The sequence below is a fragment of the Paenibacillus sp. sgz302114 genome, from assembly GCF_056120345.1.
Genome location: NZ_JBVYOI010000001.1, coordinates 151,177 through 164,519, shown reverse-complemented (window position 1 = coordinate 164,519; position 13,343 = coordinate 151,177). Strand labels below are relative to the sequence as shown.

The 13,343-nt window shown below is 52.1% G+C and carries 9 protein-coding genes; all 9 read right to left on the bottom strand.

The features are described from left to right. Positions 1 to 371 precede the first annotated feature (371 nt). The 9 genes from AC0LWF_RS00720 to AC0LWF_RS00680 all read right to left on the bottom strand — a co-directional run bounded on the left by AC0LWF_RS00720 (position 372) and on the right by AC0LWF_RS00680 (position 13,300). On the bottom strand, positions 372 to 2,795 hold the full coding sequence (locus AC0LWF_RS00720) for a beta-galactosidase (protein WP_474649663.1): 2,424 nt from the start codon (positions 2,793 to 2,795) through the stop codon (positions 372 to 374). 42 nt (positions 2,796 to 2,837) lie between these two features. Further along, entirely contained in the window at positions 2,838 to 3,968 is a 1,131-nt protein-coding gene (locus AC0LWF_RS00715) for a Gfo/Idh/MocA family oxidoreductase (protein WP_474649662.1), read from the bottom strand. A 6-nt stretch (positions 3,969 to 3,974) separates the two neighbouring features. After that, positions 3,975 to 4,751: a sugar phosphate isomerase/epimerase family protein gene (locus AC0LWF_RS00710; protein WP_474649661.1), complete on the bottom strand. Its 777-nt coding sequence runs from the start codon at positions 4,749 to 4,751 to the stop codon at positions 3,975 to 3,977. 23 nt (positions 4,752 to 4,774) lie between these two features. Then, positions 4,775 to 6,004 (bottom strand): glucoamylase family protein, encoded by a 1,230-nt coding sequence (locus tag AC0LWF_RS00705; protein ID WP_474649660.1) that lies wholly within the window; start codon positions 6,002 to 6,004, stop codon positions 4,775 to 4,777. Between the two features lie 165 nt (positions 6,005 to 6,169). Next, positions 6,170 to 7,165 carry a carbohydrate ABC transporter permease gene (locus AC0LWF_RS00700; protein ID WP_474649659.1) on the bottom strand — a complete coding sequence of 332 codons (996 nt, stop codon included), beginning with the start codon at positions 7,163 to 7,165 and terminating at the stop codon, positions 6,170 to 6,172. Continuing rightward, complete coding sequence (locus AC0LWF_RS00695; RefSeq protein WP_474650441.1) at positions 7,165 to 8,040, bottom strand: carbohydrate ABC transporter permease; 876 nt, start codon at positions 8,038 to 8,040, stop codon at positions 7,165 to 7,167. The genes AC0LWF_RS00700 and AC0LWF_RS00695 overlap by 1 nt, the downstream gene beginning before the upstream one ends. Positions 8,041 to 8,047: 7 nt before the next feature. Beyond that, on the bottom strand, positions 8,048 to 10,357 hold the full coding sequence (locus AC0LWF_RS00690) for a DUF5696 domain-containing protein (protein WP_474649658.1): 2,310 nt from the start codon (positions 10,355 to 10,357) through the stop codon (positions 8,048 to 8,050). Beyond that, complete coding sequence (locus AC0LWF_RS00685; RefSeq protein ID WP_474649657.1) at positions 10,347 to 12,407, bottom strand: YIP1 family protein; 2,061 nt, start codon at positions 12,405 to 12,407, stop codon at positions 10,347 to 10,349. Before AC0LWF_RS00685 ends, AC0LWF_RS00690 begins: the two co-directional genes overlap by 11 nt. Positions 12,408 to 12,418: 11 nt before the next feature. Further along, positions 12,419 to 13,300, bottom strand: coding sequence for a carbohydrate ABC transporter permease (locus tag AC0LWF_RS00680; protein ID WP_474649656.1), 882 nt, complete (start codon positions 13,298 to 13,300; stop codon positions 12,419 to 12,421). Between the last annotated feature and the right edge of the window lie 43 nt (positions 13,301 to 13,343).

The window sequence follows — 13,343 nt, the reverse complement described above, 5'->3', positions numbered from 1 at the left end:
GGACTCATGAGACCGAATTGCCAAATTCGCTAACGGTTGCTACGAAGGCTATTCCTCCTAAAATCGCACTTACCTCTCGGGCAACCGTTAGAGTTTTGAAAGGACTATTATGAATTCCACCAATGTAGTCCAGCAGACCAGTTACTTTGCCTTACTCCATCGATTCCCACCAATGTATCCTTGGGGGTCTTTCTTTCTTTGGCGGAATATAAACTGAAAATCAGCAGATTGCGGCAAAGAGTGTACTCCAGGGATACACATTGACCAAAAGTTCACGCAAGAAGGGTACTGAGTACCCTTCTTCAGATGAAAAGTAGAGAACGAAAGAAACCGACCACAAGGGCCGGTTTCTCTTCGTTCCTATTTCGTTCTTACTTCGCCGCCGTGAATCGGACGACTAGAGAGTCGTCCACCTTCGCGTGCTTAGATGATCGGACGAGCTTCACACCGCCTTGCTCCTCCACCGAATAATCATCGCTTGCAGCGATCTCTCGCGCCGTCACGAATGCAATGACGTCCTGCCGCTGCGTGAGCCGGAAGCGGATCGAATCCGCCGCTACTTCCGCAATCTCCGCAGTTGCATACGCAATTCTCGCGTCTCCGAAGCTCACATTCAGCGGAAGCATGACGCCGTCTTTGCTCGCGATATGCAATCGTTGCCCGCCAAGCAGCTTCTCGCCATGCTCGTACAAGTGAAACTCCTTGTCGAAGCCGTCCAGGTTGAGCACATGCAGGAATCGCTCGCCTTCAGCGTTCACGGTTGTTGTCGTGAACACGCCGAGATGCGGATTATCATGCGTCAAGCCAGCCGTTGCTCCCAATCGTTCAAGCGCTGTCTGGAACAGCTGCACATCGCAGCTGTTATACGCCGCCGCAACAACAATTGCGCGCCCTTTGCCTACACGAACGTCTACGCCGCATACCACATCGGTATCGTACAAACGCATGATAACTTCATGCGTTCCCGGATCTAGCTGCTGCGCGAAATGCGTATGCACCTCCGGGCGACCCGCTGCCCAGCCGCATGCCATAATGGACGGCCACGAATGGGGTCCATTCTGGGTTGCCCCAAGTACGCGGATGCCAAGCGCATCGCTCAAGATGGTGCACGGCTTGCCTTCCATGTCATATTGAGGCACCTCGCCGTACAGCAGCAAACCGCCGCCTGCCGTCACATAGTCGGCAAGCTTCCGCTGAATGTCCGCGCTCAGATACCGAGCGCACGGCAATGCCAACGCAGGCGTTTCCAACGGCCATAGCGTCTTGTTCTGGATATCGACGGAGCTGAACCTGTAGCCGGCAAGCAGCATGGAACGCGCCATGATCTCCCAGCCGCCGCTGCTCCGATTCGCTTCGATATTCCTAACAATATCCGCCATCCGCTCGCTCTGCGGGTAGCGATATTCGGTCATGTAATAGTCCGGTATGAACGCGAACGAGACAGCATCCCGCTCTTCCCGCATGACCGCAAGCTTATCCTTCACTGCCATCATCGTATGAATTGCGCGCTTCATGCGCGGATACGTATAATTGAGCTCGCCCTCCGGACTGATCGGTGCTGCGAAGCCATGACGCTCGCCTGTAAAAGCGACTCGGTCATTGCCGTCGCCAAGCTTCTGATCCATCCGGTAATTGATGCCGCCAGTCAGCAAGTAGTAGTTGATCATCCGGTTGCCCTGCGCAATGCATATCCGAGTCTTGAAATCAGCTGCCGACACATCGTAGCGACCGCCGAAGTTGTTGCCGTAATTGCCGTCGCCGCATTCGAATTCCAGCGATGTGAGCGGTTGATCCGGCAAATGAACGGCATCCATGAAGCCGTTAATTAAATAAAGATCCTGGAAGTTCCCCACAGTCAAGTCGCCAAAATAAATATCGGAGCCGGACACATAGCCAGGTGCCTGCGTATACGCTTCATATAGCTGGCTGATACCAATCGGATACGTGAATCCGCGTCCGCCGCCTGTGCCATGAATGTTCACGAAGAACGGCACATCGCGAACGCCGAATTCCTCCGCATAGCCGCGAAGCACAGCGACATAGCGAGCGAATCGATCCCGCATATAATAGCCCAGATCATGCAGCAGCTCAGCCGAATAGCTCTCCTGCGGCGAGCGCAAAGCACCAAGTCGCACCTCAGCATCGCCCAGCTCAAACGGATAACGCTGCTTCAGCGTAACGTCATCATACTTGCGGCCGAGCCATTCCGCGAAGTCCGCAGCAACATGCTCCGTCAGGTCGGGGCAATTGCTGACCCACGAGAGCATGCCGATCTCATTATCGAGCTGTACGCCGATAATGTTCCCTCCATCGCCATATAACCGCGGAGCTACCACCGCCATCACCGCAGCATACCAATTGCGCGTAGCTGTTAAGAAGCCCGGTGCCAAATAATCGAGCGTGCGCGTCGTTGCCGCCGCTCCATCCCAGCCATACGGAATCACTTCCGGATGCTTATCGTACACCCAGAACGGGATACCCTCGTTCTTCATCTCCGCCATAATGAACGGACCCGGACGAACGAAGAAATACAGTCCATTATCGCGGCATAGATCAATAAATCCGCCAAGATCTAGCTCCGGCCGCGAATGTCCGTCTAGATCGAACTGCCCTTCCACAGGCTCATGACACAACCACGGCACATAGGAAGCAACCGCGTTGCAGCCAGCATCCTTCAGCTTGTCAATGCGATCCTGCCACTCGCTGCGCTGCAGCCGGTAGTAATGAACCTCGCCGCACATAATGAGCGTAGCCTTTCCGTCAATCATGATTTGCTTATCTCGAATTTCAATCATCCGTTTATATTCTCCTGACTGTAGCTCAAGCTGTTTTATAATTTATAGTTTGATCGCTGTCGACACAGAAGCTTCAATAACTTCTTTTGCTGTCACTTCCCGCTCCAACCGATCAGAGAGATAGATCCCTTCGCTAACAAGAATCGTCTGCAGCGCAATCTCTGCAGTCGGCAGCAGCTCGACGCGGCCTTGAAGCGCCGCGATCCAATGCTTTTGCGACGAATCGTACGCATCGGTATTGTCACGCAGCTGATGCCAGCGATATTTCGCATAGCCGAGATCGAAAGTCGCATCCATATCCATGTCCGCTATCTGCGTATGATAGCTAAACGGCGTCTCGCCCTGGCTTGTATGCCCCGGGAGCCTTACACCGCCAACATTCCCAACGAGGCTGCTGCCTTCGAAGCCGTTCAAATGAATCGCCCACGCCTCGATAATATCCAGCGTCAGCCCCCCTTCGAAACGAACGAAGCCGACGCCGAGCTCTTCGACGTCGAAGCCGCTGATTTCTCTGCGCTTCTCATCCATCTCCACCTCTTGATACGTCTTGCCGGTAATCGTCTTCACCTTCGGCAAGTCCATCAAGTAGAGCAGCTGCGAGATGCGATAGACGCCCATATCGAACAAAGCGCCGCCGGAAGCGGTAGCTTTGCGGTTAAATTCCTTCGTTGCATAGCCATCGACAAAAGGACGGCCGCGTCTGCGATGGCCCGTCGACCGAGCATGATACAGCTTGCCGAGCTTGCCCTCCTCAATCAACATTTTCGCAGCCATTGTTTCAATCTGATAGATGAAGGCCAGCTGCACATGCAGCTTTTTTCCGTAACGCTCCGCCGCATCAAGCATCGCCTTCCCGTCTGCATAGGAGCCGGCAATCGGCTTCTCGCAATATACATGCTTGCCCGCTTCCAGTGCCGCAATCGTTATCGGCGCGTGCAGATTGTTATGAACGCAGACGTCAACGGCGTCAAGATCGTCACGCAGCAGCAGCTCGCGAAAATCAGTATAGGTATGCGGTACGCCGAATTGCTCCGCCATCCTCTTCAGCTGCGTTTCATTGGTGTCACAGAGGGCAACGACTTCCGCGCCTTCGATTTGCCCATATTTCTCCAAATGCTCCTTGCTGATGATTCCCGCACCGATAATACCGATTCTGATTTTCCGCGTCTCCATCTTCGATTACACCCCTAACTTTTTGGCTTGCATCAGGTTATATGTGTTGCGTGCAGTCGCGTATTGCCATGCCACTTGCGAATATTCGTTCTTCGACGAGTGGTGCTCTATGCCAAGATGGCCTTGGTAGCCGACTTCCTCCAATAGCGCAATCTTCTCCTCGCAATTCGGAATGACCCATGCCGCCAGATGCGTATGGAACGCATACTTCGCACAGAGACGGTCGCCGTTCTCCTTGTCCGAATCCCAATTCTCGAAGTGCAGCAGGATACCGAAATTCGGATGATCGACCGCTTCCACCAGCTTCTTTATATTCTCTGGATCCCGTGATGTGCCCCAGTGATTCTCCGGCCCCACCATGAATCCATGCTCCGCTGCAAAAGCGCAATATTCCTTGTAACGCTTCACCGTGTACTCGAACTGCTCCTCCGACATGTCCAGCGTGCGGCCGCCCATATCGATACGAACCGTCTGCGCGCCAAGAATGGCTGCGGCACGAAGGTTGTCCAGCCCGTTCCGGTAAAACTGCTCACGCTGCTCTGGGTCAACATCCCACACTTCTGCAGCATCCACGCACAGGTTGGCAACGTACATTTCCCTCTCATCCAGCGCTTCCCGAAGCTTGCGTAAGTAATCGTCGTCAAAGCTCTTAAACATCATGTTCCAAATATCTGCCGAATCCAGATGATACCGGTACTTGACGGTTTCGAAATAGCCAAACAGATCGATCTTGCCTTCGCTGTGCAAACCGTGAAACGAATAAGATGGAATGGAATATTTCATGTACATGGCCCCCGATTATCGTTTTATGATTGCTTCTTGTCCTGAATCTCGCATAACACCATGCCGCGCTGAACATATGGATTTCTCATAAAATAATTCCAAACAAGCCCGCTGCGATAATTCTCGATCATGAGCAGCGTTATGCCCTTATCGATCCCAATGACGTCCTCGGCAAAATACGGCGGAGACACATCGAGATTGTAGCTGTCCTTGAAGCCGTAACGCCCCCACAACTGCGGGTAGTTCTCATAGTAATTGCGCAGAGCGCTAATTACTTCCTTTGGCATAAATACAATTGAACCTGCCGCGCCCGCCGGCGGAACCGTGCCATCCGGCAAATGCATGTCATTGCTGCTATTCAGCCCCGAAGGCGCAGTGCCATATCTGCCGCTATATCCATTCGGACCGTCGCATGCCGTCAAGCCCCATGCATCCGGGCCAAACGTTCCGAACACCGACGAATGTGCAATGCAGTAATCCCGATTCACTTTCGTTGCGATGACCGAATTATGCCACCAGTCCACATTGTCGCGGTCCACTTTCCCGCGCAGATCGAACCAGGCATGGGAGAATTGGAACGTGAATAGCGAGCCGAGCCAGGTATAGATGAATGGAGGGTTGTCTCCAAATGTGCCATACTGACGGCCGAAATCATAGAACATGCTCGGATCAACCGGATGTGTCGGCGAAGCAGCCGCTAGGAAGTACATCATGAACTGTTCGGCATACAGATCCCAGCGGGCGAAGAAGCCTCGCTCTGGTGCATATCCCATGTAGAACTGGTTGTACTCCGGGTTGCGGTACCAGTTCCAGTCAACGCGTTCATAGAGCCGCTGCGCATATTCGCGAACATTGCAGCCGAAATACTCGCCTGCCGCGATTGCGCCGCATACCGCAATTGCGGTGTCGATGACAGATACCTCACAATTATCGTGGCGACGCGCTGTCTTCATGTTCAGAAAATGATAGAAGAATCCGTTCACCTGCTCCGCATGCTCAAGCAGCGTGTTCAGCGTGCCAAGCGCCCGTTCGTAGCCTTCGGCGCGCGAAATCCAGCTTCTTTCTACGCCAATCATGAGCGCTGTCAAGCCGAAGCCGACAGAAGCGACGCTGCACATTTCAGAATCGCCCGGAGCCCTGTCCACAATGAGTCCATAGCCGGGACTATCCTTGTCCGTGTTGGCCTCTTCCCAGAAGAAATAAAAGCTTCGCTTGCTCTCTAAGTCTAGCAGCTGTTCATCCGTTAACGTCATACTTGTATGCCTCCTTCAAATAAAAAAGAACCCTTGAAGCATCATGCCAGAGTCGGAATTGCCCCCAAGAGGGGACAACTCCAAAACGCCAGCGCAGCTGCATGGATTCTTGGATAGCTTACGATGCGGGTCATATCCACGCTTTATTTTTTCAACCAGAATGCCTTATTCCCCAGTAATACCGGTCTTGTCCACGACCTCTACGAATCGCTTCTGAGCGAACAAATAGAGAACTAATAACGGCAGCACGATCAGGAGTGTACCTGCCATGCGGATCGACTCGTTAATGTTCTGATGCTTGCCGCCAACCGCCGCTCCTCCGCCATACAGCTTCGAGAACGAATCGTTGAACGTTTTGAGCATGAGCGGAAGGGTCGTCATGCTGTCTCCCAAGTACAGAGAGGTCAGGTACGTCTCATTCCAGTGCCATACCGTCGAGAAGAGCATCACGACGACGATCGCCGGCGTCGAGATCGGCAGAATGACTGTGAAGAAAGTACGGATAAAGCCCGCGCCATCCATCTGTGCCGCTTCCTCCAGCGATGTCGGAATCGTCCGGAAGAACTGCATGTAGATGAGGATGAACAGCACCCCTTTGATGCCTTGGCCGAAGATCGTCGGAATGATAAAAGGCAACGACGAGCCTAGCATATGGTAGTCGTTGAACATCAGATAGAGCGGAATCATAACGACTTGCGAGGGCACGATGAACGTAATCATCATCAGACCGAATATGATCGATTTGCCCGGGAAGCGGAACTTCGCCAGCCCGTATCCGACAACCGCGCAAGATACCGTCTGTCCGATTGCCGGCACGACGGAGTTGAGCACCGAGTTCCAGAACGTATCCATATAGTTCAATACGTGCCAGGCTTGGACGAAATTCTCGAAGTACAGCTTCTGAGGAATCCATAGTACTGTCGGATCGAGCAAATCGTTCAAGCTTTTGAAGCTCTGGGATACGAGATAAAGAATCGGATATAAATAGACGAAGCCGACACTGATAAGCAGCGCGTATACGAAAAGCTTGAATACGAGGCCGTCATTGCCCTGTCTGCCGAACGCAATCCGCTTGATGCGGTTGTAGATCGCAAGCAGCGCCGTCTTCTGCAGTCTTGCCTGTTGAAGCTTCACCTTGTTCAGCTTAGCGGTTGGTTCCATTACGCCCTCCTCCTTCTCGGTCTCACATTAACGTCGTCGTTGTTGCGGAACAACAGCAAGATAAGCAGCAGGAAGACGAAGATGACGCCGAAGTAAATCCAAGCGAGCGCTGTTGCATAACCGAAGCCTGTTGTCAGATTGAACATGTTGTCTTTAATCATCGTAATGACATCGCTGAACGAGTTGGTGAACAGATCCACCGTCGTATAAATCATGTTGACCGCGATGAACGGCTTGATCGCCGGCAGCGTCACTTTCCAGAAGCTGACCCACGGCGAAGCACCGTCGATGGAAGCCGCTTCGTACACTTGACGGTTTACCTTCTGCAGCCCTGCGAGGAAGATCAGGATCTGTACGCCGGAGAACCATAGAATAAGAATGAGCTGCTGGATCAGGCTAATGATCGGCGACGACCACGCCGGGCTTAAATTGTCTTTAATAATTTCAATGATGCCGTACTTCTCGACGAGCGGCATTGCTGTCGCTCCTTGGCTGAACAGCTCGTTGATAACTTCGCCGCTCGTAATGACGACCGGAAGAAAGAAGATGGAGCGGAAGAGGCCCTTCATCCGAATCGGTTGATTAATAAGCAGTGCGACAAGCATCGAGAAGACGATAATGATCGGAATCATGCCAACCGCCGTCTTAATGAAGAGCAGCAGCTTCTCCACAAATTCCGGATCAGACAAGAAGGCGTACTTGTAGTTGTCACCCTTGATGTACTCCGTCACAATGCCATCCGCACTTATCGTAACCTTATGGAAGCTGAGATAGGTCGAGTAGTAAATCGGATAAGCCATGAATAAGATGAAGCCGATTATCCAAGGCGACACCAGCGCGTAACCAGTGAGCGCTTCTCTCATCTTTTTGGTCATTTTCAACTTACTCACCTCCGATGATGACGAAGCTCTTCGCCTTGACGTTGACTCCGTTGTAGTTGTAATCAATTGATGTGTAGTTCACAACGATCTCCACGCCGTTCGAATATTTAACCGCCGAGATGCCGTAGTCCGGCACTTCACGCGCTTCAACCGTTGTATCCTGCACTTGCCGCAGCGCTTGATTCAACGCTTTGTACTGCTCAGCCATTGGCTGCTCCAGATCGGTATATTGTGTCGTCAGCAAATCTACCGAAGGCGTGTCTCTCAGCTTCCAGTACGGCTCGTACGTGAGCAGATACGACGGATATTGCCCGTAGTCGATCATGCGCAGCGTATCCTCGCGCGGGCTGGAATTCGAATTAGACGGCCAGCTGTAGTAATCGATGTATCCGTGGAGAACCGTTTGCAGGAATGGAACGGTATCCGTTTCGTACATAAACTGCGACGATCCTGCCTCTACGCCGAATAGCGAATCCGCGTATTTCCACAAGTAGTCGTTCGATTGGTAAATCGCAAGCTCGCTTACATTCTGTTTGAAGTTCTCCGCAAGCTCACGAATCTTCTTCGACGATTGTTCACGGGTTAGCGGATGCTTCTTGTTGTAATCCGATAATAGAATATTGCCGCTGCCTTCGAGCGAGAATCCATCTACACCCAGCTTCTTCATCTTCGCGGCATCGTCCTTGGCTAGCTCAAGCGCTTTGCCTGGGCTTATGTTCCTTGCCATAATATCGCCGAAGTAACTGTCCGAGCCGAAGCCGAAGAATGGAAACTCGCTTATTTGGTTGCTGAGCGTCCGAACGGCATCCGAACGGAAATTAAGCAAGTCCGTATTCTCAAATGCCGCATTGTAATTATTGCTCAAGTAGAGCGGGACGCCCTTATCCTTCAAATACTTCTGCAAATCCTTCAGACCGGAGGCTCCTCCAAGCTTGGATTCCACCGGGAATTGCGCAGGGCGCTTGCCATTCAATCCGCCTTTGTTCCAGCCCTCGAGGACCGCCTTCATGTTCGTAATCCCATTCTTCTCCAAACGGTCGACAATCTTCTTCGACTGCTCAAACGTCGTCATTGCGACAGCCTGAGCGCCTAATGCGGTTGCTTCCGTCTCGGAGCCCAGCAATCGAAGCTGCAGCGGAATATCCGCTTTGCTCTTGAGCGTCTTCTGTTTGACCAGCTCGCCATTGTCTTGCAAATACGTTCTGAACGTCTTCGCCATTCCGACGTAATCAGCCTCTTTGCCGCCAAGAAACTTGTAGCGAACCTGGCGATCCGTCGCAATCGCATCCTTCTGGAACGTATTATAGCCGCCCATCGATTTACTCGTAGGCTGATAGTAACCGTATCGAACGTCAAACTTCGGCGATACCCAGTAGAAGTCTGTGCTCAGTCCGCTCGGATAAGCAACGATCCACGCATTGTATTTGCCGGATTCCACGATGCCGAGCATCCCGTTCTGCCCTGTGCCATGCACGATTCCGAAGACAGGAACCGACGTTCTTCCCGTAAACGTGTCAAGGCTGTCAGACGCATAATCCGTGTTGTAAATCCGGCCGACATACGGCTGATCGAACTGCATATGGGATTTCGTGAAACGCATAAGCGCTCCGCTCCGGTCCGGGAGGAAGATGTATCCTGGAACATCCGCCTTATGGACCGCACCTATGAACGGATAAGGCTGGAGGGAAGCCAGCTTCTCAGCCCCCTTCTCCCATATCGATTGTTGCGGAATATTCACAACGAGCGAATCGCCGTCCAGCTTGACCTCGAGTGACAGCCCCGCTTTAATCGCTCCAAGCGTAATGTCGACGCGCATCCCTTGCTCGATTGGCTCAACTTTGTCTACTTTGCCGCCAAGCGACATATAGCTGCCGTTGCTCAGCATTTCATCCGCGGTATAGTACTCCAGCAGCACCGGCGACTTAATCGCCGTTTGCCACTCGTCATTCAGATTCGCATTCGCCAAATCTGAGTCGGCCGGCATAGACGACCAGACATAACCCGTTGCTTTGTTTTTCACCATAATGGCTAGCGTCGCATCCGACATATAAAGCTCAAGCGAATCCGTTTCGCCAATCTTCTTGAAATTCGAAGGTATTGTTCGGCTCGCAATCGTGCCATCAGCCTGTTCAGGCATCGTGTAATTATTAGAACGATAAGGGAACGAGCCTTCTTGCTTATTGAGAACGATTTTGTTCTGACCAAGAGTAGCCTGCGGCTCAACTGTCGCTCCATAAGCGAATTGATAAATTCCCAGCGCCGTCAGAGCACAAGCTGCGACCAGTATAATCGGTTTCTTGTTAGTGGACACGCAAATTCACCTCTTGGAATAACGAGTAAACAAATTCCCAAACTTGATTGGACAAGCCGAACAGGATGAATGCAACGAACGCCATAACAGCCATGCCGACTAGTGTGAGAACGATGTTTCGAACAGTCTCCTTGATTTCGTAGCCATGTATCTCTTTCACCATGATGAATACGAGAATGACGCACCACACAATGATGAAATCGTACGAGTAGTTATAAATGACGCCTTCCATCAGCGTCAGTCCCCGTGACAGAATGGCCAGCGGAATCGCGAAGATGATATAAGGGGACAACGCGTAGACAGTCCCTTTGTAAATGTTCTTGAAGCTGCCTTCGCCATCGTTAATAACGCTGACCAAGTAGTTGGAGATGACCCAAGCGAGCAATGGAAGCGTCAGCTTCAGCAGTTCTGTGACGAAATTGATCTGCAGCGGCTCCATCGTTGCGAACAGGAAGTTTGTCGTGTATAGCCCGATCAACCGCACGACGAACATGAGGGCAAGCAGCACGGTTGCAGATGCGACCGAAGCTTTGCCGTTATGCTCCAATTCGTAATAGCCCTCGATTGGATGCCGCAGCATACGGAATGGATGAAGCAGCTGAGCAATGAAGCGCTGCTCCTTCACAGCAGTCCAGCCACGAACAGCCGGCGCGCCGAAGCTGAAGCGGCGATAGGAGAAACGCACCGCTGCATACAACACGATGAAGCCAGCGAACGCAGTCGCGACATCGACCGCATGATCCATGATCCAAATGCGGCGCAGCTCCCAATATGCATTGGAGTATTCCGCTTTGTTCTTCGAGAATTCAAATTCGGCGAAGGCTTCCTCGTACTTGCCTTCCTTGAAATACGCGAGGCCGATACCGGTATGCGCGAGCGAGAACAAGCTGTTCTGACGCAGCACTTCATTCCACGGTTCACGGCTCTGTACATATTTGCCGTCTAAGTAAAGTCCAAGCGCTTCATGCACAAGCGCCGTGAACCCCGTCGGCTTGAACACTTGCAAGTTGCCGCGCTCGCCGCTCAATACAAGCAGCCTGCCGTCGGATGTAGCCGCGATGCCGGTCGGAGATCGCAGCAAGCCAAGACGCTGTGCGCCAGTATCGCTGCCGCTGAAGAGGAACATCAGCTTGCCGTCCCGGTTGTACTCCAGGATGAGACCTTCCACGGAATCAACCGCGTAAATATTGCCCATACGGTCGACTGTAACATCCGAGATTTGATTGAGCGACCATGTGCCGCCAAGCAAGTCTTTGCCGGCAACGTTCAGCTTCTTGATCGCGCCGCCGTTAATGCCGGTCGTGCTTGTATAGATGAGTCCTTCATCGTCGACCGCAATGTTCGTCGGCGAGATTGGCATTTCGCGTGTCATCTTGCTCAGCTGCTGCTTCGTATAGAAGATACGCTGCAGCGTCTTGAGCAGGTTAAAGCCCGCGCGGTTACCGCCGAAGTAGCCAAGAAACTTGCCTTCCGGACTGAGCCGGACAAGACCTTGAATGAGACCTTCGCCGATAATGTAGATGCTGCCGCGTTTATCGACAATGACCTTCTGCGGCTTAAACGGCGTATCTTTGCCGTACAGCTTCGATTTGGGTTTGCCAATCGTCGACTTTAATTTGCCATCTTGACCGAAGACGACGATGCTTTGCTTGCCGTAATCTGCAACGTAGATGTCATGCGTTTCGGTGACGAATACGCCTCTCGGCTGCTTCAGCTGGCCGTCACCGATGATGCGGATGAAATTCCCCCAGGAATCCAGCTCCACAATACGTCCATTATCCGTATCCGCGATATAGACGTTGTCTTCGTTATCCACAAAAATATCTTGCGGGTTTTTAAGCTCGACCTTCCCATTGCTTGCCGCTTCATTCTCGCCAAAGATGCTGTACCCATCGATTGCGCCTACAGGCGTGTAGGCGTTCTGCATCATGATGCCTTTGCCGTCATCAATTGTGAACGTACTGTACGGAACGTCCGCATAAGCAGTGGAGCAGCTAAGGAGCAGCGCAATCGCGGCGAGAAGTATGATGATTCGCTTGAACCTAAACATCGTTCTCCCCCTCACTTCAATCCGGAATGCGCCATCGTATCCATCACTTTGCTTTGCATGAAGATGAAGATGAGCAAGTTCGGTATAAACATCAGAAGCGCTGCCGCAGCAGCCATCCCTTGACCGGCGATGTTATTCTCCATCGCGGTCGTCGTCGTTAACGTACTCATGTAGAAAGCGAATGTCTTCAGCGTCTCCTTGCTCATGAACAAGGTCGACGTCTCCGCGTTGTTCCACGCGAGCTGGAAAGCCAGTATAGATACCGTCGCGAGCGCCGGCATGATCATCGGAATGACAAGCTTGCGGAATACGTAGTAATCGTTGGCACCGTCTAGTTTTGCCGCCTCAATGAGCGCATTCGGAATCTGGTCGACGAACTGCTTGACCAGGAATACACCTACCGGAAGTGAAAGCATCGGCAGAATATGCCCGAAGAAGTTGTCGGTCAGCCCGAGCTTCTCAATGATCAAGTACCGCGGAATCGTTACCGCCGCCGGAACGAACATAAGCGCAATAATGTTCACTTCGAACACGACTTTTTTGAGCTTGAACTCTTTTTTCGATAATGCAAAGCCTGTCATGGAACAGAGCATAATCGACAAGAAAACAACCGCAGCCGTCACAAGAATACTGTTGAACAGATACTTTGTCTTCGGCACAGCCGCCACGTTGCTGACGCTGAACAGCTGAGCAAAGTTCCCCCAAGTCGGGTGATGTACGAACAGCTTCGGCGGGTAGAGGAATAGCTCGTCCACCGGCTTGAGCGCCTGCGAGAAAATAAATATAATCGGCAAAATCATAAATACCGAAAGCGATATTAAGAATACGAAAAACTTCCACTGTCCGAAGCTGAAGCGATCCGGATTGATTTTATTGCCATGAAATGAAGCCATTCGTGCAGGTCACCTTCTCCCAATTCATCGTTTCTCCTGCCGG

What these genes read in the sequence shown, in the direction of transcription:
- AC0LWF_RS00680 (WP_474649656.1), bottom strand. Translation starts at nt 13,300, where the DNA reads ATGGCTTCATTTCATGGCAATAAAATCAATCCGGATCGCTTCAGCTTC.
- AC0LWF_RS00685 (WP_474649657.1), bottom strand. Translation starts at nt 12,407, where the DNA reads ATGTTTAGGTTCAAGCGAATCATCATACTTCTCGCCGCGATTGCGCTG.
- AC0LWF_RS00715 (WP_474649662.1), bottom strand. Translation starts at nt 3,968, where the DNA reads ATGGAGACGCGGAAAATCAGAATCGGTATTATCGGTGCGGGAATCATC.
- AC0LWF_RS00720 (WP_474649663.1), bottom strand. Translation starts at nt 2,795, where the DNA reads ATGATTGAAATTCGAGATAAGCAAATCATGATTGACGGAAAGGCTACG.
- AC0LWF_RS00705 (WP_474649660.1), bottom strand. Translation starts at nt 6,004, where the DNA reads ATGACGTTAACGGATGAACAGCTGCTAGACTTAGAGAGCAAGCGAAGC.
- AC0LWF_RS00695 (WP_474650441.1), bottom strand. Translation starts at nt 8,040, where the DNA reads ATGACCAAAAAGATGAGAGAAGCGCTCACTGGTTACGCGCTGGTGTCG.
- AC0LWF_RS00700 (WP_474649659.1), bottom strand. Translation starts at nt 7,165, where the DNA reads ATGGAACCAACCGCTAAGCTGAACAAGGTGAAGCTTCAACAGGCAAGA.
- AC0LWF_RS00710 (WP_474649661.1), bottom strand. Translation starts at nt 4,751, where the DNA reads ATGAAATATTCCATTCCATCTTATTCGTTTCACGGTTTGCACAGCGAA.